General features: G+C 66.4%; 21 protein-coding genes. 9 read left to right on the forward strand and 12 right to left on the reverse strand.

Annotated features, from left to right (window positions below; translation table 11 throughout):
- Positions 1 to 118: 118 nt before the first annotated feature.
- From hcnC to GGI48_RS01920, 6 genes are all read right to left on the reverse strand, one after another.
- A complete protein-coding gene (gene hcnC / locus GGI48_RS01895; RefSeq protein ID WP_016967150.1) occupies positions 119 to 1,372 on the reverse strand; it encodes a cyanide-forming glycine dehydrogenase subunit HcnC in 1,254 nt (417 codons plus the stop codon).
- A complete protein-coding gene (hcnB, locus tag GGI48_RS01900; protein ID WP_016967149.1) occupies positions 1,365 to 2,774 on the reverse strand; it encodes a cyanide-forming glycine dehydrogenase subunit HcnB in 1,410 nt (469 codons plus the stop codon). The genes hcnC and hcnB overlap by 8 nt, the downstream gene beginning before the upstream one ends.
- Positions 2,771 to 3,088, reverse strand: coding sequence for a cyanide-forming glycine dehydrogenase subunit HcnA (gene hcnA / locus GGI48_RS01905; protein WP_047303914.1), 318 nt, complete (start codon positions 3,086 to 3,088; stop codon positions 2,771 to 2,773). Before hcnA ends, hcnB begins: the two co-directional genes overlap by 4 nt.
- A gap of 397 nt (positions 3,089 to 3,485) precedes the next feature.
- Positions 3,486 to 4,427, reverse strand: a complete 942-nt coding sequence (locus GGI48_RS01910) for a hypothetical protein (RefSeq protein ID WP_179596635.1) — start codon at positions 4,425 to 4,427, stop codon at positions 3,486 to 3,488.
- 185 nt (positions 4,428 to 4,612) lie between these two features.
- The gene (locus GGI48_RS01915) at positions 4,613 to 4,999 is read right to left on the reverse strand and encodes a hypothetical protein (RefSeq protein WP_179596637.1); all 387 of its coding nucleotides are present in this window, start codon (positions 4,997 to 4,999) and stop codon (positions 4,613 to 4,615) included.
- A 39-nt stretch (positions 5,000 to 5,038) separates the two neighbouring features.
- Positions 5,039 to 5,380 (reverse strand): hypothetical protein, encoded by a 342-nt coding sequence (locus tag GGI48_RS01920; RefSeq protein ID WP_016967145.1) that lies wholly within the window; start codon positions 5,378 to 5,380, stop codon positions 5,039 to 5,041.
- 169 nt (positions 5,381 to 5,549) lie between these two features.
- On the opposite strand from GGI48_RS01920, the gene GGI48_RS01925 reads away from it, so the two are divergent.
- Both GGI48_RS01925 and GGI48_RS01930 read left to right on the forward strand, forming a co-directional pair.
- Entirely contained in the window at positions 5,550 to 6,233 is a 684-nt protein-coding gene (locus GGI48_RS01925; RefSeq protein ID WP_016967144.1) for a response regulator transcription factor, read from the forward strand.
- Positions 6,211 to 7,605: a sensor histidine kinase gene (locus GGI48_RS01930; protein WP_016967143.1), complete on the forward strand. Its 1,395-nt coding sequence runs from the start codon at positions 6,211 to 6,213 to the stop codon at positions 7,603 to 7,605. Before GGI48_RS01925 ends, GGI48_RS01930 begins: the two co-directional genes overlap by 23 nt.
- An 80-nt stretch (positions 7,606 to 7,685) precedes the next feature.
- On the opposite strand, the gene GGI48_RS01935 is transcribed toward GGI48_RS01930, so the two are convergent.
- Together GGI48_RS01935 and GGI48_RS01940 are read right to left on the reverse strand one after the other, a co-directional pair.
- A complete protein-coding gene (locus GGI48_RS01935; RefSeq protein ID WP_179596639.1) occupies positions 7,686 to 7,973 on the reverse strand; it encodes a DUF1652 domain-containing protein in 288 nt (95 codons plus the stop codon).
- Between the two features lie 136 nt (positions 7,974 to 8,109).
- Positions 8,110 to 9,606: a helix-turn-helix transcriptional regulator gene (locus GGI48_RS01940; protein ID WP_179596641.1), complete on the reverse strand. Its 1,497-nt coding sequence runs from the start codon at positions 9,604 to 9,606 to the stop codon at positions 8,110 to 8,112.
- A 181-nt stretch (positions 9,607 to 9,787) separates the two neighbouring features.
- Between GGI48_RS01940 and GGI48_RS01945 the strand changes: the two genes are divergently transcribed.
- The gene (locus GGI48_RS01945) at positions 9,788 to 10,330 is read left to right on the forward strand and encodes a GNAT family N-acetyltransferase (RefSeq protein ID WP_179596643.1); all 543 of its coding nucleotides are present in this window, start codon (positions 9,788 to 9,790) and stop codon (positions 10,328 to 10,330) included.
- A 28-nt stretch (positions 10,331 to 10,358) separates the two neighbouring features.
- Here the strand turns inward: GGI48_RS01945 and GGI48_RS01950 are convergent, their stop codons facing one another.
- Positions 10,359 to 11,672 carry a sigma-54-dependent Fis family transcriptional regulator gene (locus GGI48_RS01950; RefSeq protein ID WP_179596645.1) on the reverse strand — a complete coding sequence of 438 codons (1,314 nt, stop codon included), beginning with the start codon at positions 11,670 to 11,672 and terminating at the stop codon, positions 10,359 to 10,361.
- 252 nt (positions 11,673 to 11,924) lie between these two features.
- Here GGI48_RS01950 and GGI48_RS01955 point away from each other — a divergent pair, with 252 nt between their 5' ends.
- From GGI48_RS01955 to GGI48_RS01980, 6 genes are all read left to right on the forward strand, one after another.
- Entirely contained in the window at positions 11,925 to 12,809 is an 885-nt protein-coding gene (locus tag GGI48_RS01955; RefSeq protein WP_103740687.1) for an MBL fold metallo-hydrolase, read from the forward strand.
- Positions 12,810 to 12,839: 30 nt separating this feature from the next.
- Complete coding sequence (locus GGI48_RS01960) at positions 12,840 to 14,117, forward strand: FAD/NAD(P)-binding oxidoreductase (RefSeq protein WP_179596647.1); 1,278 nt, start codon at positions 12,840 to 12,842, stop codon at positions 14,115 to 14,117.
- Positions 14,114 to 14,941, forward strand: a complete 828-nt coding sequence (locus GGI48_RS01965) for a sulfite exporter TauE/SafE family protein (protein ID WP_179596649.1) — start codon at positions 14,114 to 14,116, stop codon at positions 14,939 to 14,941. The genes GGI48_RS01960 and GGI48_RS01965 overlap by 4 nt, the downstream gene beginning before the upstream one ends.
- A 128-nt stretch (positions 14,942 to 15,069) precedes the next feature.
- Positions 15,070 to 15,510, forward strand: a complete 441-nt coding sequence (locus GGI48_RS01970) for a YeeE/YedE family protein (RefSeq protein WP_047303899.1) — start codon at positions 15,070 to 15,072, stop codon at positions 15,508 to 15,510.
- Positions 15,507 to 15,926, forward strand: a complete 420-nt coding sequence (locus tag GGI48_RS01975; RefSeq protein WP_179596651.1) for a DUF6691 family protein — start codon at positions 15,507 to 15,509, stop codon at positions 15,924 to 15,926. The genes GGI48_RS01970 and GGI48_RS01975 overlap by 4 nt, the downstream gene beginning before the upstream one ends.
- Before the next feature lie 181 nt (positions 15,927 to 16,107).
- Complete coding sequence (locus tag GGI48_RS01980) at positions 16,108 to 16,479, forward strand: YkvA family protein (protein ID WP_260620599.1); 372 nt, start codon at positions 16,108 to 16,110, stop codon at positions 16,477 to 16,479.
- A 75-nt stretch (positions 16,480 to 16,554) separates the two neighbouring features.
- Here the strand turns inward: GGI48_RS01980 and GGI48_RS01985 are convergent, their stop codons facing one another.
- The 3 genes from GGI48_RS01985 to GGI48_RS01995 form a co-directional block, all read right to left on the reverse strand.
- Positions 16,555 to 17,571 (reverse strand): YhcG family protein, encoded by a 1,017-nt coding sequence (locus GGI48_RS01985; RefSeq protein WP_179596653.1) that lies wholly within the window; start codon positions 17,569 to 17,571, stop codon positions 16,555 to 16,557.
- A gap of 123 nt (positions 17,572 to 17,694) precedes the next feature.
- Positions 17,695 to 18,105: a hypothetical protein gene (locus GGI48_RS01990; protein ID WP_179596655.1), complete on the reverse strand. Its 411-nt coding sequence runs from the start codon at positions 18,103 to 18,105 to the stop codon at positions 17,695 to 17,697.
- Positions 18,106 to 18,138: 33 nt separating this feature from the next.
- Positions 18,139 to 18,543: a hypothetical protein gene (locus tag GGI48_RS01995; protein WP_179596657.1), complete on the reverse strand. Its 405-nt coding sequence runs from the start codon at positions 18,541 to 18,543 to the stop codon at positions 18,139 to 18,141.
- Positions 18,544 to 18,759: the final 216 nt, after the last annotated feature.

Below are 18,759 nucleotides of genomic sequence, written 5' to 3' on the forward strand. Positions count from 1 at the left end.
CTCACCGTAGGAGCCGGCTTGCCGGCGAACAGGCCCGTGAGCCTTGCGGCGCCCTTGAGGCCGCCTTCGCTGGCAAGCCAGCTCCTACGCCAGTCCAACCGATCCTCGTGGGGATCTGTCAGGCCGGTTCGGGCTGTTTCTTCACCGGGGCGGTGGCGAAACGCCGGGCCAGGAACGGGGTGATGTCCAGCGGCAGGGCTTCCTCGTTCACCAGTTTGTCGAGCAACACGCCGGTGATCGCCGAGGTCAGGATGCCGGTGCGGAAGTGCCCGCAGGCATTGAGGTAACCCTCGACCCCGTCCATCGGCCCAAGAATCGGCAGCTCGTCCGGCGAGCCCGGGCGCAGGCCGGCCCAGCAGCGCTTGAGGTTGACCTGGGCCAGCTCGGGAATGCAGCGCACCGCGCCCTGCACCAGGCCGTTGATTTCCGGGTAGGTGGTGCTGACGTCGAAGCCCTTGTCCTCGGTGGTGCTGCCAATCAGGATCTCGCCGTTGTCCTTCTGCGCCATGTAGCAGTCGCTGGTGGTCAGGCAGCCGTTGAGCAGCTTGGGCATGCGTTCGGTGAGGAGGATCTGGCCCTTCACCGGCTTGACCGGAATCTCCACCCCGGTGGCCTGCAGGCTCAGCTCCGCCGCCCAGGCACCGGCGGCGTTGATCAGGGTCGCGCAATGGAACAGCCCGGCCTCGGCGGTCTGCACCCCGCTGACCCGGTTGCCCTGGTGCAGGACCCCGGTGACGTTGGTGTTGAAGTACACATCCACGCCGTTCTGCCGCGCCCCTTCGGTGTAGGCATCGGTCAGGCGGAACGGGTTGACCTGGTGATCGCAGAGGAACTCCAGGGCGCCCTGGGCCTCGTGGCTGACCTTGGGTTCGGCGGCGCGCAGGGCCGCCTGGTCGAGCCAGCGCACTTGATCGGACAGGTGCGGGATGCAACCGACAATGTGTTCGGCGTACAGGCGGTCCTCGTCGTCATAGATGACGAACTTGAGCCCGGTCTGTTCGAACTTGAAATCCATGCCGTGCAGGCCGATCAGCTCGCGGTGCAGGCGCGGGTAGATCTCGTTGGACTGCAGGGCGAAGTCGAAGAACGACTGCGGCAGGATATGCGGGGTGCTGGAGTCCACCACCACCGCCGAGCCCTGGGCCTCGCGCTTGCGGTTGGCCGACATCATGCGAAAGAAGATCACCCCGCAGCCCAGGCCCACCGACTCGCCGATGGCCCACAGGCCGCCGGCCGAGGCGCGGCTGGCGTTGCCGGGGCGCTTGGCGTCGATCAGCGCCACCTTGAGGCCTTTGCGCTTGGACAGCTGGTAGGCGCAGGACGCCCCGATCACGCCGCCACCGGCGATCACCACGTCGTAATACTTACTCATGTTCGGGGACCTCCTGGTCGGGTGCGGCAAAGGCGGAAAACGGAATCGGGTCCAGCGGGAAGCGCGGGCGAATCCAGCCCACGTCCTTGCGCCCGGTGGCCTGGCGCAGGCGGTCGCTGCAATAGCCCACGCACATGCGCCCCTGGCAGTCGCCCATGCTCACCCGGGTGCGCATTTTCAGGCTGGCCATGTCCTGCACGCCCTGGGCCAGGGCGCGCTCGATATCGTTACGGGTGGTGTGTTCACAACGGCAGATCACCGTGTCGCCTTTGGGCAGTTCTATCTGCCCGGTGCCACGCGCGGTATAGCGGTCCACCGCACCGCGAAAGCGCAGGATCGAGGCCAGCTTGCGCTCGTAGCCCTCGCGCCGCTGCAGGGCGGCCTCGTTGCTCAGGACGTTGCGCTGCATGAGGATCGACAGCGCGGCGATACGGCCGCTGAGCATCGCCGCTTCACCGCCGCGGATTCCGCCCATGTCGCCGGCCAGATGGATGTGCGGCTCACTGCTTTGCTGCCAGACATTGGCGTTGGCCCGCAGGTAGCCGTCGTCGCTGAAACCGTGGTCCAGGCCCATCTGCTGGCTCAGCTGGGTGCGCGGGATAAAGCCGTAGCCCAGCGCCAGGGTCTGGGCGGCGATGCGCTGGGCCTTGGACATGTCCGGCTGCCAGTCGCTGGAGTACGGCGCCACGGTGACCACGCTCAGTTCGTCCTGCCCCTGGGCCTCCACCACGCCCCAGCCATAGCGCAGGCTGATGCTGTGCAGCTTGAGGTAGGCCAGCATGCTCAGGCCGTCGAGGAACAGTTGCGGCTTGTTCAGCAGGGCCAGGCTCTGCTTGGCGATCTTGCTCAGGGCGCTGGCTTCAAAGACCCCGGCCACGCGCACGCCCGAGGCATGCAGCTGGCAGGCCACCAGTGGCAGCAGCGGCCCGGTGCCGGCGATCACCACCGGCCCCTGAGGCTTGACCACCCCGCTCTTGATCTGCAATTGCAGGCCGCCCAGCAACTTGACCCCCGGCAGGGTCCAGCCGGGAAACGGCACGCTGCGCTCATGGCAACCGGCGGCCAGGAGCAATTGCGCGTAATCGACCTGCTGCACCTGCTCGTCGGCGTCCAGCAACATCAGGCTGTGCTGGCCTTCGGCGCCGATCACCCGGCTGTTGAGGCGCACCTCGATCATGTGTTCGTGGTCGGAAAAATCACCGTGCAGCTTGGCCAGCATTTCGCAGTAGCGCGGCCCCAGGTAATCCAGTTGCACGCCATCGCGCAGCGGCCCGCGATAGACCACCCCGCCCAGGCGCGAGGCTTCTTCGATCAGGGTGCTGCGCACGCCGTGCTCGGCCAGTTCGATGGCCGCCGCCATGCCCGCCGGCCCACCGCCGACGATCACCGGGTTCTGGCTCATAGGCTGGGCTCCGTTTCAGTGATGCGGTTGCTCAGGGTCTGCACCTGCATCCCGGGCTTGACCAGGGTCTGGCAGGCGCGGCGCTTGTGGCGACCGTCGATCTGCACCAGGCAGCAATGGCACACGCCCATGCCGCAGTAGGCACCGACCAGCTGCCCGTGATCGTTGCGCGCCACCTGGCGCAGGCCGGTGGCCTGGATCACGCTGAGAACTGTTTCACCCAGGGCGGCAGTGACCGGCTGGCCATTGAGGCTGATGGTCATGTCCGCATGCTGCAGCGGCTGAATATCAAAATTGCGGTCTATCTGACGCATTGCGGTTCATCCGTGAGAAGTGAGTGGAGTTGCCGGCATCCTGCCGCTCAGAGTCCTGGCGCGAGGACGTGGCAACACCGCGGTTCCGAAAACTCTGTCAGAACCGAGCGCGGGCCAATCTAGTGCTTTTGTCCGACAGGAATATTGATCTGGGCCAAGCAAAAGGCCGGCGCGCCCGCAAACCGTGCATGCCCCTTCTCAATCAGGCGACCCGGAGCACAAAAAAGCCGCTGCCGGCACAAGCCGGCAGCGGCGCATGGACAACGGGCAAGCCGTGTCGCCAGGGTGCTTAGTGGATCAAGAGTGCTTAGTGCACGAAAAGGGCGATCAGGATAATCACCGGGATCGGTACACCGAGGAACCACAACAGTAATGAGCGCATGGGAAATCTCCTGGATCAGTGAACGGGGGTCGGGGCCACGGTGCGCGGCTGCAGGTCGGTTTCAAGGCTGATCACGGCGTCCCGGCGACGGCCACCGAAGGTCGCCGCCAGGCTGGCAAAGAACGCCCCGCACAGCAGCGCGATGAACATCCACAAGGACGACCAGGCGGCCAGCTTGGCGGCGCTGTCGGCGGCCTCCCTGGCGGCTTGCTTGGCTTCATTCACGGCTTGCTGGGTCTTGGCGAACACCTCGTCCACCCGCTGCTCGGCTTCGGCCTGGCTGAGGTTGGTGCGCTGGGCCACCACTTGCGCCAGGTAACGGCGGTCCTCAGGCAGGAGCTGACCGTCGTTGCTCAAGCTGCGCACGAAGATCCGCGACACCGTGCCCCGCGCCGCATCCTCACTGACCGCCACCGGGCGATCGTCACGCAACAGGCTGTCGACGAAATAGCCGTAGTCGTCCGCGGCGCCCTGGGCAGCGGCATGGCCGGCCACCTGGGTGGCGGCGCCGGCGGCCGCGGAAGCAACCTGGGCCCCGGCCCGCACACCACCGCCAATGACGCTGCTGACCGAGCCCACCACCAGGGTCGCGGTGACCAGGGTCGCCACCGCCCAGGCCAGAAAACCGTGGGCGGTGTCGCGGAAATACACTTCATCGCCGTGCAGGTTGGCCCACTTCACCCGCAGGCGTCCGGCGATGTAGCCACCCAGGCCGGCGGCCAGAATCTGCGTCAGGGCCAGCCAGAGGATGCTGGAGATTCCCAGGCCCTTGGCGCTGATGCCGTTGCCGGCCCAGGGCGACACCGCGGAAAAGCCCAGGCCGAAGCCCAGCAGCAAGAGGATCAGGGACAAGGCAGCGGCCGCCGCGGCGCCGGCGAAGATCGCCGCCCAGGACACGCCCGAGTGATGACTCGAAGCGTCCGCGGTGGCCAGCAGGTGTTCAGAGGGTCTGTTCATTGTTGTTCTGCTCCAGGCATGAAAAAGGCTGTTGCACGTCTCCAGGGGACCAGTGCAGTCAGCGTGCCAGTTGCACGAACTTTATAACTCTATGTATTTCAATGACTTGCGATTAGCTCATAGGCCCGGGTCGTGCAATTTGCCGACCTGGGGGTTTTATGGCGGGCGTTCTGCACGGGGTCCCTTCAGGAACGCTTGCTCAGGTAAAGCTCCCGGCCCCGGGTGTAGCACCAGCGCAGCAGCAGCCCAAGGCCCCACAGCGCCAGCAGTAGGTGGCCCGCCAGGGTCAATGGCGCGATGCCCTGCCCCCACAAGATAAAGATCGGCAACGCCAGCCAGGCCGAACGGCGAAAATCCAGCAGGCGCATGATGCCCGGCACGATCACCGCGATCAGCGCGATGACCAGCACGTCCAGCCCGCGATACCCCAGCATCCAGCGCGCATAGCGGGGATCGGCGGCATAGGCCTCCAGATAGCCCGGCAGGCGCAAGGCCAGATCCATGGCCAGACTCAACAGCAGGCTGGCCACCAGCAGCCACAGCAGCCCCTTGAAACGTGATGCGTATTTCATTGCATGACACCTTGATCCAGAGAAGCTCAATCGGGGGCTTCAACGCCGCTTGTAGCTTTTATTGCCGCTGGGGGTCAGGCAGTAGACCCCGCCCCGCGGCCCGGTACAGAAACTGCCGCTGCCGCAGGTGCAGCCCTGGGCGTCGCGCAGCAGCGGTTCGGCGCGGGGGGTGGAGGCTGGCTGGCCGAACATCAGCGCGCAGTTTTTCTTCGAGGCGCTGATGGAGCCGTCGTTGCACAGGAACAGCTCGCCATCGCAGCGGTCGATGCCGCCTTTCTTTCCGGAACAGGGTTGATTGGCCGCCTGGGCCGCCGCGCTGCACAGCAGCATCAGGCACACAGCGACAAAGGGCTTCCAGCCGACCCGAGTCAGGGCACTCATGGTGACGCCTCCTGGCAAAAAAGTGGCCGGATGATATCAAGCTTCAACGCTGCTGACTCGAACTGCGCGGACCAGACGACCGGCCAGATGAAAGTTTTTTTAGAATCCCGCCGCTGGTTTCTTGGCAAAATGCCCGCCTGTGTCACGAACCGCTAAGCAGGTAACGCCTATGACCCGCATTCTGACCATCGAAGACGATGCCGTGACGGCCCGGGAAATCGTCGCCGAACTGAGCAGCCACGGCCTCGACGTGGACTGGGTGGACAATGGCCGCGAAGGCCTGGTGCGCGCCGTGAGCGGCGACTACGACCTGATCACCCTGGACCGCATGCTGCCGGAGCTGGACGGCCTGGCCATCGTCACCACCCTGCGCACCATTGGCGTGTCGACGCCGATCCTGATGATCAGCGCCCTCTCCGACGTCGACGAACGGGTGCGCGGCCTGCGCGCCGGCGGCGACGACTACCTGACCAAGCCCTTCGCCTCCGACGAGATGGCGGCCCGGGTCGAGGTGCTGCTGCGGCGCAAGGACACGGTCAAGGATTTCGCCACCAGCCTGCGGGTGGCCGACCTGGAGCTGAACCTGATCAGCCGCGAGGCGACCCGCGCCGACCAGTTGCTGAGCCTGCTGCCCACCGAATACAAGCTGCTGGAATTCCTCATGCGCAACACCGGGCAGATCCTCTCGCGGATGATGATCTTCGAAGAGGTCTGGGGCTATCACTTCGACCCGGGGACCAACCTGATCGACGTGCACATCGGCCGCCTGCGCAAGAAGATCGACCCGCCCGGCATGACCCCGTTGATCCGCACCGTGCGAGGCTCGGGTTATGTCATTGCTGAACCCCTCTAAGGGCTGGCGCTCCTCCAGCAGCCGCCTGCTGGCGCTCTACAGCACGCTGTTCGTGGCCTGGAGCTGCATCCTCATGGGGGTGCTGTACTACGAAGTCTCGACCTACCTGGACAGCCTGGCCAAGCACTCGCTGATGCAGCGCCAACACCTGTTCGCGCGCTTCGAGGGCGAGCAACTGGTGGAAGCCCTGGCCACCAGCATGACCTTCGACATGCGCGCCATCGACGCCTACGGCCTGTTCGACGAACAGCGCCGGCCCTTGAGCGGGCCGATCCGGCAGATCCCCGACGACCTGCCCCTGGACGGGCAGATCCACGAATTGAAGAACTGCATCGACTCCGACGACCCGAGCCTGCCCCGGGACAGCTGCGACGCCGTGGCCACCCACACCCGCGACGGCCGCTGGCTGGTGCTGGTGCGCGACAACGGCTCGCTGTTCGCGGTGACCCGGATCATTCTCCATGCGCTGCTGTGGGGCATCTCCCTGACCATCATTCCCGGGGTCGCCGGCTGGCACCTGCTGCGCCGCCGGCCGTTGCGGCGCATCCGCCAGATCCAGGCCAGCGCCGAAGCCATCGTCGCCGGCGACCTGACCCGGCGCCTGCCGCTGTCGGACCGGCGCGACGAGCTGGACATGCTGGCGGCCATCGTCAACGCCATGCTCGAACGCATCGAGCGGCTGATGCACGAGGTCAAGGGCGTGTGCGACAACATCGCCCACGACCTGCGCACCCCGCTGACCCGCCTGCGGGCCCAGCTCTACCGCCTGCAACAACAGGCCGAGGACGGTTCGCCCCAGGCCCTGCAAATGGACCAGCTGCTGGCCGAGGCCGACACCCTGATGGCGCGTTTTCGCGGCTTGCTGCGCATCTCCGAACTGGAGGACCGGCAACGGCGCTCGGGGTTTCTCGAACTCGATCCCCTGCCGCTGCTGCAAGAGCTGTACGACTTCTACCTGCCCCTGGCCGAAGAAGGCCGCCTGACCCTGCTGCTCGACGTGCCGCCGAGCCTGCCGCGGCTGACCGGCGACCGCGCCCTGTTGTTCGAGGCCCTGGCCAACCTGCTGAGCAATTCGATCAAGTTCACCCCACCGGGCGGCGAAGTGATACTGCGCGGCCTTGATGATGGCGGCAGCCCGCGCCTGGAAGTGCTGGACTCAGGCCCCGGCATTCCCCCGGCGGAACGCGCGGCGGTGTTCCGGCGCTTCTACCGGGTCGACGAAAACAACGCCCAGGGCGGCTTCGGCCTGGGCCTGTCGATCGTCGCGGCGATTGTCAGCCTGCACGGCTTCAAGCTCGAAGTGGGCAGCAGTGAACGGGGCGGAGCGCGCCTGAGCCTGGATTGCCGGCCAAGCCTGATCGCCGACAACTGACCCACCCGGCCCACCCCATCCCGGTAAAAGGACCGCAGGGCCTTCAGCGGCCTCAAAAGCAGCGCCTCCTGCGGCAGCGGCTACGGCTGGCCCAGGGAGTTGCTGTCCAGCTCGTAGAGCAACTCGTCGATAAGCCGCAATACGTCGGCCTCGCTCTGCAAGGACTTGATGCGCAACCCGCTGACCACCAGGTCGACCCGGCCGCTGTCGGGCTCGAACACCCGCAGGGTCAGGGTGCCGTCGCCGGCATGGCTGAAACTGCAGGCCAGGGGCGCCAGGCGCTGTTCGATGCAGGCGCGCCATTGGGCCTGGGTGGGCACCGCCGGTGCCTGGTCGGTCGCGGTGCCCTTGCTCTGTTCATCACCCATGCGGGCTGTCCTTGTGCTGTGGTTGTGCTCTGCCACAGCCCCATTGACCGGACCTGTGGCGGCTCACAGGGTAGAAAACCCCCACCAGGCAAAGAAGGCGCATTTGCACGGGTTGCCCTGGTGCATTTGCACCGGTTCAGCGTCCCCGGTTGCCGGCCGTACCGACGAACAGCCCGCGCTCCCGGGCCCAGACGATGGCCTCGCCGCGGCTGTGCACGCCGAGCTTGGAATACAGGGTGGCGACATGGTTGCGCACGGTGTTGGGCGCCAGTTGCAAGCGCGCGGCAATCTCCTTGTCCGCCAGTCCCTGGTAGATCAGCCCGAGCACGTCGCGCTCGCGAGCCGTCAGGTCAGCGGAGGACACGCCAGGGCTGTCCAGGGCTTTCGGACGTCTGACGTTGGCCAGCCTCTCGATCAGCGTCTGGCTGAACCAGGAGGCGTCACGCATCACTTCCTCGATGGCGCTCACCAGTTCCAGTTCCGAGCGCTTGCGCTCGCTGATGTCCATCAGCACCAGCAGGTAGCAGGGGCTGTCCTGGATGACCAGGGTGTCGGCATAGGCCGCGCAGTCGAGCAGCTCGCCGCCCTTCTTGCGAACCTTGAGGTCCAGAGCGTCGACCTTGCCGTCCTTCTCCAGGCGGCTGAACAGTTGCCCGCTCGCCGCATCGCCCATGCAGCCGGTGGCGTCGATGGTCTTGCCCAGCAGTTCTTCGCTGCTGTAGCCAAAGGTGTTGAGAAAGGCATCGTTGACATCGACGATCTGCTGCTCGGCGCTGCACACCAGGGTCGGCACCGGGGTCAGGCGGAACGACTTGGCAAAGCGCTCCTCGCTCTGGCGCAGGGCAATCTCGATCTTGCGCCGCGGCTCCAGGTCCATGAAGGAAAACAGCATGCCGTCTTCATCGTTGATGTCCAGGGGCTGGCCGGCGACGATCACCAGCTTGCTGCCGCCGTCCGGCAGGCGCAGCTCGGCCTGCATCTGCGGGATGGTCGCGCCCTGCCCCAGGCGCTCGATGGCCAGGTCCCTGTGCTCGGCGTCCTCCAGCACATCCAGCTCGTACACCGAACGGCCGATCACCTGATCCCGGGCATAGCCGGTCATTTCCAGGAAGCCCTGGTTGACCTTGATGTAACGCAGGTCGCTGAGGCGGCAGATCACCGCCGGCGCCGGGTTGGCATTGAAAGTCTTCTCGAAGCGCTGCTCGGCGCCGGCCCAGTCGCTGGCGTCGCTGAGGATCAGCACCAGGGATTCCGGAGCGCCGCTGCGATCGGTGAGGATCATGCTGCGCACCCGGTGCACCCAGTGCCGCGGCTCGCCGTCGATCTCGGCCTGCACCTCGACCACCACGTCGCTGAAGGTTTCCCCGGCGGCCACCCGGTTGATCGGGTAGGCGTCCAGGGCCAGGGGATGGTTGTTGCGGTAGCGCAAGGCATAGCGCCGGGCGTACTCGCCGACATTGGCCCCCAACTCACCGACCTCGCTCACCCCGTGCATGGCCAGCGCCGCCTCATTGGCCCAGAGCAGGCTGCGGGCCTGGTCGGTTTCGATCAGGATCACCCCGTCGGACAGGCCGGCGATGATCTGCTGCAATTGGCGGCGATTGGTTTCGGTGGCAAGTACGGCCTGGCTCATGGCATCTCCAGTCAGGTCCGGCGCGACTGCCCATAGCTGTGCGCCGGAAAAAAGGGGGCTGAAGACTACGACCACGAGCGCTCGCCATCGTGCCCTGCGCCTTCACCGCCACGCACTGGAGCCGCCCCGCGCCAGGGGTTAAGCTGCTGCGCCCGGTCCGACCGCCCTCAAGGAGTGAAGCATGATCAGCATCCGTGAAGCCGACAGCCGCGATATCGATGCCCTGCAGGCCATAGGCTGCGCCACCTACCGCGAACACTTCGCAGCGATCTGGACGCCTGAGGGCATGCAGCGGTTTCTCGACCAGGACTTCGCCCCCGCCAGCCTCGAAGCCTCTGTAGCGGCCCGGGACCGGCACCTGTGGTTACTGGCCCTGGACCGCCAGCAACAACCCATCGGCTTTGCCAAGCTCAACTGGGCCCGGCCGGTTCCGGGTAGCGAGCGCTGCGGGGCCGAACTGCAGAAGATCTACCTGCTCAAGTCCCAGGCTGGCCAGGGCCATGGCCGGCGCCTGCTGGAGCAAGTGATGCAGCGCGCCGCTGGCGCCGGCGAAAGCTGCCTGTGGCTGGACGTGCTCAAGAGCAACAGCGGCGCCCGGCGCTTTTATGAAAGCGCCGGGCTGCGGCAGATCGGCGAAGTGCCGTTCAGCACCGACCTGGAACAGATCGGCATGTGGGTGATGGCTTGCGACCTGCCCCTCAAGGGGCCCTCCGCCCAGGGCTGAGGCTGCCTTTTCCGCGCCCTGCCCGCCACTACAAACCCAGGGCCTTGAGCCGCCGGTACAGGGTCCGCTCGCTCAGCCCCAGGGCCTTGGCCAGCTCGCTGCGCGAGCCATCGAAGACCTCCAGGGCATGGGCCAGTTGCTCCAGGTCCTTGCTGGCGCGACGGCGGGTCACTGGGGCATGGGGCTGGGGACTGCGCAGTTCCGCCGGCAGGTCCTGCAGGCGGATCACCCCGTCGTCGCTGAACAACCGCGCCCGTTCGAGGATGTTGCGCAGCTCGCGGATGTTCCCCGGGTAGGTGTACAGCTGGAGTTGTTCCAGGGCCTGGGGGTCGACCCGCGGCACCACCCCGGGATCGAGGCGGCGCAGCAGGCTGTCGATCAGCAGCGGCAGGTCGTCGCTGCGTTCGCGCAGGGCCGGCAGGCGGATCGGGAAGGCGCTGATGCGGTAGTACAGGTCCTGGCGGAAGCTGCCGGCGGCGACCATTTCCTTGAGCGGCTTGTGGGTCGCCGCCACCAGGCGAAAATCCGAGTGCACGGTGCGCAGGCTGCCCACCGGGCGGAAGCTGCCGGACTCGATCAGGCGCAGCAATTTGACCTGCATGGCCAGCGGCACCTCGCCGATCTCGTCGAGAAACAGGGTGCCGCCGTGGGCCGCTTCCGCCAGGCCGATCTTGCGTTGCAGGGCGCCGGTGAAGGCGCCCTTCTCGTAGCCGAACAATTCGCTTTCCAGCAGGGTTTCGGTGAGCCCGGTGCAGTCCACCACCACCAGCGGCCCGCTGGCCCGTGGGCTGCCATCGTGCAGGGCGCGGGCGAACAACTCCTTGCCAGTCCCGGATTCGCCCTGCAGCAATACTGGGATCGGCGCCGGGGCCGCCCGCTGCAAGGCGCTCAAGGCTTCGTTGAAGGCCGGCGAGCGCCCCACCAGGCCCTTCTGCTGGGGCTGTACCGACGCCACCGCCACTGAGCTGAGGCGTTCGACATAGGCCACCACGGTCCCGGCCTCGCCGATGATTGGCCGCAATTCCACGTCCACGTGCTCCGGGCCGCGCGGGGTGTGGTGGATGTGCAGCATGCGCTCCGGCACCCGGCTGTCATGGGCCTTGCGCATCGGGCAATGCTCCCCGGCCTGATCGCAGGGCACGGCGAACTGGTGGGATACGCGGTAGCACTTGGCGCCGACATGGGGCTTGCCGGCCACGCCGAACTGGCGCTGGTAGGCGGTGTTGGCGGCGATGATGTTGTAGTCGGTGTCGAGCACGATGGTCGGCTGCGGATCGTGTTCGAGGTAGGACACCAGGGCAGACATGGACGGCTGGGCACGGTCGGTGGCGATCAGGGACATGGGGCGACTCCGGGGCAGTGGCGGCAGCTTAAAGCACGGCGCGGCTTTCTGCCATTTTCTGCCACTAACTGCCATATCACTGTCAAATGCCGCTGGCAGTCGCGGCGAAAAACGCCTGATGGCAGCCTCTGCAACCCTCTACTGCAATGAACAGGTGGCCAATCCGAGTGTTTGAGGTTGGCACGTTTATTGACAGTCCAAGGGACGAGCGACAGCGCAGACTGCCCTCACCTTCATTGCCTGGAGTGCCCCATGATCATCCGCGACACCCTGCGTGTAGAAGCCTTTTTCGACCCTCAGACCTGGACCATCAGCTACCTGGTGATGGACCAGGCCAGCCGCCGCTGCGCGCTGATCGACAGCGTGCTGGACTACGACCCGAAATCCGGCCGCACCCGCACCGAGTCCGCCGACCGCCTGATCGCCCGGGTGCGCGAACTGGACGCCCGGGTCGACTGGATTCTGGAAACCCACGTGCACGCCGATCACCTGTCCGCCGCGGCCTACCTCAAGGACCAGCTGGGAGCCCGGGTGGCCATCGGCAATCAGATCACCCGGGTGCAGAAAGTCTTTGGCGCGCTGTTCAACGAGGCCCCGGCCTTTGCCCGCGACGGCAGCCAGTTCGACGTGCTGCTGGAAGACGGCGCCGAATTCAGCATCGGCGGCCTCAGCGCCCGAGCCCTGCACACCCCGGGGCACACCCCGGCCTGCATGACCTACCTGGTGCAAGTGGGCGATGAGTGCGTGGCCTTTGTCGGCGACACCCTGTTCATGCCCGACTACGGCACCGCCCGCTGCGACTTCCCCGGGGCCGATGCGCGAACCCTGTACCGCTCGATCGGCAAGATCCTCGCCCTGCCCCCAGAGACCCGGCTGTTCATGTGCCACGACTACCTGCCCAACGGCCGCGAACTGCAATACATGACCACCGTCGCCGAGCAGCGCGCCAACAACATCCACATTCACCAGGGCGTCGACGAAGACAGCTTCGTGAGGATGCGCGAAGCCCGCGACGCAACCCTGGACATGCCGGTGCTGATCCTGCCCTCGGTGCAGGTCAACATGCGCAGCGGGCACTTTCCCGAGCCCGAAGACAACGGCGTGAGCTACCTGAAGATTCCCCTGAACACCCTATAACTATTACTGACTCCACACGGAGACCTTGCCATGCGTCCCTTCAACCCGGCCCTGCGCCCTGTCGACGGCAGCCACCAGGTGCTGATCGTCGGCGGCGGTGCCGCCGGCGTCGCCGTTGCCGCCAGCCTCTTGACCCGCGATCCGCACCTGGACGTGGCGCTCATCGACCCCGCCAAGCACCACTACTACCAACCCGGCTGGACCCTGGTGGGCGCCGGGGTGTTCAGCGCCGCGTCCACCGAACGGACCCTGGCCGAACTGATCCCCCAGGGGGTCAAATGGATCCAGCGCGCGGTCAGCCAGTTCGAGCCGCAACACAATACCCTGGTACTGGACAACGGCCACGTGCTGGCCTACGACCAGTTGGTCGTCTGCCCCGGGCTCAAGCTCGACTGGGCGGCCATCGACGGCCTGCCCGAGGCCCTGGGCAACCACGGCGTGACCTCCAACTACCGCTACGACCTGGCGCCCTACACCTGGCAACAGGTGCAGCAGCTGCAACAGGGCGAGGCGCTGTTCAGCCAGCCGCCGATGCCGATCAAGTGCGCCGGGGCACCGCAGAAGGCCCTGTACCTGTCCTGCGACCACTGGCTGCGCCACGGGCGCCTGGGGGCGATCAAGCCGCGCTTCCTGAATGCCGGCGGCGTGCTGTTCGGCGTCGCCGACTATGTGCCGGCGCTGATGGAATACGTGAAGAAGTACGCCATCGAACTGGATTTCGGCCATAACCTGGTGGCGGTGAACGGCCCGGCCAAGCGCGCGACCTTCGTTCGCACCCTGGCCGACGGCAGCCAGCAGCCCCTGGAGCGCGCCTTCGACCTGCTGCACGTGGTGCCGCCGCAATGCGCCCCGGACTTTATCCGCCACAGCCCGCTGGCGGACGCCGCCGGCTGGATCGATGTCGACCCCCATAGCCTGCGCCACAGGCGTTTCGTCAACATCCACGGCCTGGGGGATGCGACCAACACCAGCAACGCCAAGACCGCCGCGGCGGCGCGCAAGCAGGCGCCGGTGGTGGCCAACAACGTGCTGGTGGCCCTCAAGCGCCTGACCCGGCTGGCCAGCTATGACGGCTACGGTTCCTGCCCGTTGACCGTGGAACGGGGCAAGATCGTCCTCGCCGAATTCACCTACGGCGGCAAGCTGGCGCCGAGCTTCCCCCGCTGGCTGCTGGACGGCCGCCAGCCGACCCGCCGCGCCTGGTGGCTGAAGGAACGGATCCTGCCGCCGCTGTACTGGCGCGGCATGCTCAAGGGCCATGAATGGCTGGCGCAACCGAACCTGGACACGGACACCCCGCAAGCATGAACGAACACAGTCTTTTGGGCGCCGGGCTGGGGGCGATCATTGGCGCTATCCTGGCCCTGACCGGGGCCGGCGGCGGCATCCTCGCGGTGCCGCTGCTGGTGTTCGGCCTGGGCCTGAGCATGGTCGAAGCCGCGCCCATCGGCTTGCTGGCGGTGGGCCTGGCCGCCAGCGTCGGCGCGGTGCTGGGCTTGCGCCAGGGCATCGTGCGTTACCGCGCGGCGGGGTTTGTCGCCAGCATCGGCATCCTCATGGCGCCACTGGGGCTGTGGCTGGCCCACCGCCTGCCCAACCTGCCCCTGGCGCTGCTGTTTTCCCTGGTGCTGCTGTATGCCTGCGGGCGCATCCTGCGCAAGGCCAGCCTGGAGTTGAAACAGGGCCAGGCGGCGCCGCGTCCGGCGTTCCTGCCCTGTGTGCTCAACCCGGCCCAGGGGCGCCTGCGCTGGACCCTGCCCTGCGCCCGGGCACTGACCTTCACCGGCATGCTCTCGGGCCTGCTGTCGGGGTTGCTCGGGGTGGGCGGCGGCTTCGTCATCATCCCGGCCCTGAGCCGCTACACCAACCTGGACAGCAAGAGCATCGTCGCCACCTCATTGGCGGTGATTGCCCTGGTGTCCCTGGGTAGCGTGATCACCGCCAGCCTCAGCGGGGTGATGCACTGGGCGGTGGGCGCGCCCTTTGCCCTGGGCGCGGTAGCGGGACTGGTGCTGGGCCGGCAAGTGGCCAGCCACCTGGCCGGTCCGCGCCTGCAACAGCTGTTCGCCGTCACCGGCCTGCTGGCGGCGCTGCTGCTGGCGGGCGGCGCCCTGGGCTGGCTGCCCCATTGAACCCATACACCGCGTAGGAGCTGGCTTGCCAGCGCAAGCGGCCTCGCCGACGCCGCTGTCCAACGCAATACTCATGGCGACCGGACTGGCCCCTTCGCCGGCCAGCCGGCTCCTGCAGGGAACTCGATATGCTTTTGGACTATCTGCATTTCACACCGTGGTCGGCCCTGGCCGGAGGCGCGTTGATCGGCCTGGCCGCCGGGCTGTTGATCGTCGCCAACGGGCGCATCGCCGGAATCAGCGGCCTGCTCGGCAGCCTGCTGCAACCGGGCAGCGACGGTTGGGGCGAGAAAGCCCTGTTCATCCTCGGGCTGTTGCTGGCGCCGCTGCTCTGGGGCCTGTTTCACGCCCTGCCCGTCGCCGAGTTCCAGGGCGGCCTGCTCGGCCTGATCAGCGCCGGCCTGCTGGTGGGCCTCGGCACCCGCTACGGCGCCGGTTGCACCAGCGGCCACGGCGTCTGCGGGATCTCCCGACTGTCGCCGCGCTCGATCGTCGCCACCCTGTGCTTCATGGGCACCGGTTTCGCCACAGTCTGGGTACTGCGGCATCTGCTGGGGCTACTGCCATGAGAAAGCTCAGCGCATTTGTCGCCGGCCTGCTGTTCGGTATCGGCCTGCTGCTGGCGGGCATGGCCAACCCGGCCAAGGTCCTGGGCTTTCTCGATCTGGCCGGCAACTGGGACCCGTCCCTGGCGCTGGTGATGCTCGGCGCCATCGCGGTGGCCTGGTGGCCTTTCCATTGGGCCATGGGCCGCTCGCGCTCGCTGCTCGGGGCGCCCATGCAGATCCCCGGCAAACGCAACGTGGATCGGCGCCTGATCGGCGGCAGCCTGCTGTTCGGCGTCGGTTGGGGCATCGCCGGGATCTGCCCGGGACCGGCCCTGGTGCTGTTGCCGGGCGGGCACTGGCAAGCCTGGGTGTTCGTCCTGGCCATGCTTCTGGGCATGCTGCTGTTCCAGCGCCTGGAGGCCCGTCGCCAGCCCTGACCCGTACTCCCTGCGGCACTGTGGCAGCTGGCTTGCCAGCGAAGGCGTCCTGACAGGCACCGCCGACCTGACCCAGGATTCACGGCGCCAGGGCCGGCCTCTTCGCCAGCAAGCCGGCTCCTACCTGGGCAACCACCGGGGAAATATTGGCCTCTGCCGGTCCAACGCCCGGGTGGCGACCATGACCTGGACCCATGTCCTCCAGGAGTGCGCCATGTCCACCGCCCAGTCCCTTGAACTCTGTTTCTGGCGCAAAATCGGCCGCTACGCCTCGCGCATCGGCCGGGCCTTGATCCAGAAAGCCCTGTGGCTCTACTACGCCGCACAACGACCGCAAACCCCGATCTGGGCCAAGACCACCATCTACGCCGCCCTGGGTTACTTCGTGCTGCCGCTGGACCTGATCCCCGACCTGATTCCCGGGGCGGGGTACGTGGACGACCTCGGCCTGTTGACCGGCTCCGTGGTCACGGTGGCCGCCCACATCAACGCCGAGGTCCGGGAGCAAGCCAGCGCGCGCCTGGCCGACTGGTTCGGCAGCGAGCCGGAATAAGCCGCAGGTCGGCGTCAGGGCGCGCATACGACTCAACAAGGCCCTGCAAAACCCCGGGCACCATGGCCGCCCGGCTCACCGCGCCTGGGTGTCCAAGGCATAGAACTCCTGCAGCTTGGCCTGCAGCAGCTTCTTGTCCGGCAGCTGGGTCCGGTACTCGGCGATCAGCGCCGGCGACATGGAACGGTTGAGGGCATATTCCACCACCTCGTCCTCCTTGCTGGCACAGAGCAACACGCCCAAGGCAGGGTTTTCATGGGGTTTGCGCACCTGACGGTCCAGGGCCTCCAGGTAGAAGTCCAGCTTGCCCAGGTATTCCGGTTCGAAACGCCCGACCTTGAGTTCAACCACCACCAGGCAATTCAACCCACGATGGAACAGCAGCAGGTCCAGGGCGAAATCGCGCCCGCCAACCTGCAGGGGAAAGCCCGAAGCGACAAAGCAGAAGTCGCGCCCCATCTCGACCAGGAAATCCTTGAGTTGGCGCACCAGCCCCTGGTGCAGGTCGGCTTCGCCATGCCCCTGGGCCAGGTCGAGAAACTCCACCATGTAGGCATCCTTGAATACCTTCAGGGCCTCGGGACGGTCCTGCCTCAAGGTGGCCGAGGCGTTTGCCGGGCGGGTCAGCGTGCGTTCGAACAGGGCGGATTTGATCTGCCGTTCCAGTTCTCTACGCGACCATTGCTCCTGGATCGCCAGACGCAGGTAGAACTCACGTTCACTGGGCCCCTTGCTCTGCCCCATCACCACCAGATGGTGGCTCCAGGACAATTGTCGCACCAGTGGTGCGACTTTCTCGTCACCGCGATAGGCCTCATAAAACTGGCGCATGCGAAACAGGTTGGCCCGGGTAAACCCCCGCAGCCCCGGCTGCTGCCGCGCCAGGTAGTCCGCCAGTTGCTGGACCACGCCATCGCCCCATTCCGCCGCCTGGATCTTGCGGCTGATGTAGGCCCCGACCTGCCAGTACAGTTCCACCAGTTCAGTGTTCACCGCCCGCACCGCCCGTTGCCGCGCGGCGGTGATCATTTGCGCCACTTCGCCAAATGCCACATCGGTGGCGGTGATTGCCGTTTCAGCCTCTTGCTTCATGACGCACGCCCGCTTGCTGGGAGACAGGCCCCTATCATCCCGTAGCTCGCCATGAGCCCGCAGTCAGGCCTGTCTCTTTGTGTTGAGCGAAATGTCCTGATTTGAGCGCGGTAAACAGACCTGTCAGCCAGGCATGCAATTGAAGTCCTGGGTACTGGCCAGCTGCTTGCCCTGGGCGTCATACAAGCGCGCCGACACCTCGTTGCCCAGGCTCGACTCCACCAGCTTGTAATGCTCACCGGCCTTGAAGCCGCTGTAGCTGAGATGACCATTGCAGTCTTGCTGGTTGGCGTCACCGACGTTCTCTTCAAACAGGGTCACGTCCAGGCGATGCGCGCCGGGCTTGACCTGAAAATAACGCCCATCGTCGACCTTGCGGCCATCCACCCGTTCGGCTATCAGGTCGTTGGATCCCTCTTCCTGCAAACCGATCCAGGCCTCGCTGGGATCGGGCTGGGGCATGGGGCCAGCGCAGGCAGAGAGCAGGCACGCGAGGCCCAGGGCGGGAATCAGCAATAGCGGTTTGAGTGTCATGAACATCTACCTTGGCAATGGAAAAAAGAAGCCCTACAGGCAACTGAACGGCCGGCTCTGGGCCACCTGCCGGCCCTGGGCGTCCAGCAGCGCGGCGCTGACGTCCTGCCCTTCGCTGGACTCCAGCAGTCGGTAATGGCCGCCCGCCTGGAACCCGGCATAGTCCAGGCGCCCCAGGCATTCAGGCTGCGCCGAGTTGCCGTTGGCGCCTTGCAGCAAGGCCATCTGCAAGCGGTGCTGGCCGGGGCTGACCTGGAAATAGCGGCCGTCGCTCAGGCGCTGGCCGTCGACGCTGTCGGCCAGCAGGTCGTTGGGCGACTCCGCGGAAAGATCGATCCAGGCCTGCTGCGGATCGGCCTTGGGCACAGGCCCTGCACAGGCTGAAAGCAGGCACGCCAGGCCCAGGCCCGGCAGCAGCAACAAGGGTTTGAGGGACATGGAAGAAACCTCGCAAATGACAGTAATGAGTGCGGCGCAGGCCCGAAAAAATCGCCGGCACCGATGGCCATCAAGCTTGTCGAGGCTGCGACGCGAGAACAAATGAATCCCCATGAAAGGAATTTCAGGCCTTACCTAAAACTTCCTTCACCTGGCTGAAAGCCGCGTGTTAGGTGGGTCGCTGCAGGCTGCCGAGGTTTGCAATCCCACTCCCTC

Source organism: Pseudomonas protegens, assembly GCF_013407925.2.
Classification (GTDB): Bacteria; Pseudomonadota; Gammaproteobacteria; order Pseudomonadales; family Pseudomonadaceae; genus Aquipseudomonas; species Aquipseudomonas fluorescens_AP.

Coding starts and splice junctions, on each gene's coding strand:
- GGI48_RS01960 (WP_179596647.1), top strand. CDS start 12,840: ATGCGTCCCTTCAACCCGGCCCTGCGCCCTGTCGACGGCAGCCACCAG.
- GGI48_RS01985 (WP_179596653.1), bottom strand. CDS start 17,571: ATGAAGCAAGAGGCTGAAACGGCAATCACCGCCACCGATGTGGCATTT.
- GGI48_RS01940 (WP_179596641.1), bottom strand. CDS start 9,606: ATGAGCCAGGCCGTACTTGCCACCGAAACCAATCGCCGCCAATTGCAG.
- GGI48_RS01945 (WP_179596643.1), top strand. CDS start 9,788: ATGATCAGCATCCGTGAAGCCGACAGCCGCGATATCGATGCCCTGCAG.
- GGI48_RS01920 (WP_016967145.1), bottom strand. CDS start 5,380: ATGAGTGCCCTGACTCGGGTCGGCTGGAAGCCCTTTGTCGCTGTGTGC.
- GGI48_RS01965 (WP_179596649.1), top strand. CDS start 14,114: ATGAACGAACACAGTCTTTTGGGCGCCGGGCTGGGGGCGATCATTGGC.
- GGI48_RS01980 (WP_260620599.1), top strand. CDS start 16,108: ATGACCTGGACCCATGTCCTCCAGGAGTGCGCCATGTCCACCGCCCAG.
- GGI48_RS01955 (WP_103740687.1), top strand. CDS start 11,925: ATGATCATCCGCGACACCCTGCGTGTAGAAGCCTTTTTCGACCCTCAG.
- GGI48_RS01910 (WP_179596635.1), bottom strand. CDS start 4,427: ATGAACAGACCCTCTGAACACCTGCTGGCCACCGCGGACGCTTCGAGT.
- GGI48_RS01995 (WP_179596657.1), bottom strand. CDS start 18,543: ATGTCCCTCAAACCCTTGTTGCTGCTGCCGGGCCTGGGCCTGGCGTGC.
- hcnA (WP_047303914.1), bottom strand. CDS start 3,088: ATGCGTCAGATAGACCGCAATTTTGATATTCAGCCGCTGCAGCATGCG.
- GGI48_RS01990 (WP_179596655.1), bottom strand. CDS start 18,105: ATGACACTCAAACCGCTATTGCTGATTCCCGCCCTGGGCCTCGCGTGC.
- hcnC (WP_016967150.1), bottom strand. CDS start 1,372: ATGAGTAAGTATTACGACGTGGTGATCGCCGGTGGCGGCGTGATCGGG.
- GGI48_RS01925 (WP_016967144.1), top strand. CDS start 5,550: ATGACCCGCATTCTGACCATCGAAGACGATGCCGTGACGGCCCGGGAA.
- GGI48_RS01950 (WP_179596645.1), bottom strand. CDS start 11,672: ATGTCCCTGATCGCCACCGACCGTGCCCAGCCGTCCATGTCTGCCCTG.
- GGI48_RS01975 (WP_179596651.1), top strand. CDS start 15,507: ATGAGAAAGCTCAGCGCATTTGTCGCCGGCCTGCTGTTCGGTATCGGC.
- GGI48_RS01915 (WP_179596637.1), bottom strand. CDS start 4,999: ATGAAATACGCATCACGTTTCAAGGGGCTGCTGTGGCTGCTGGTGGCC.
- GGI48_RS01935 (WP_179596639.1), bottom strand. CDS start 7,973: ATGGGTGATGAACAGAGCAAGGGCACCGCGACCGACCAGGCACCGGCG.
- GGI48_RS01930 (WP_016967143.1), top strand. CDS start 6,211: ATGTCATTGCTGAACCCCTCTAAGGGCTGGCGCTCCTCCAGCAGCCGC.
- GGI48_RS01970 (WP_047303899.1), top strand. CDS start 15,070: ATGCTTTTGGACTATCTGCATTTCACACCGTGGTCGGCCCTGGCCGGA.
- hcnB (WP_016967149.1), bottom strand. CDS start 2,774: ATGAGCCAGAACCCGGTGATCGTCGGCGGTGGGCCGGCGGGCATGGCG.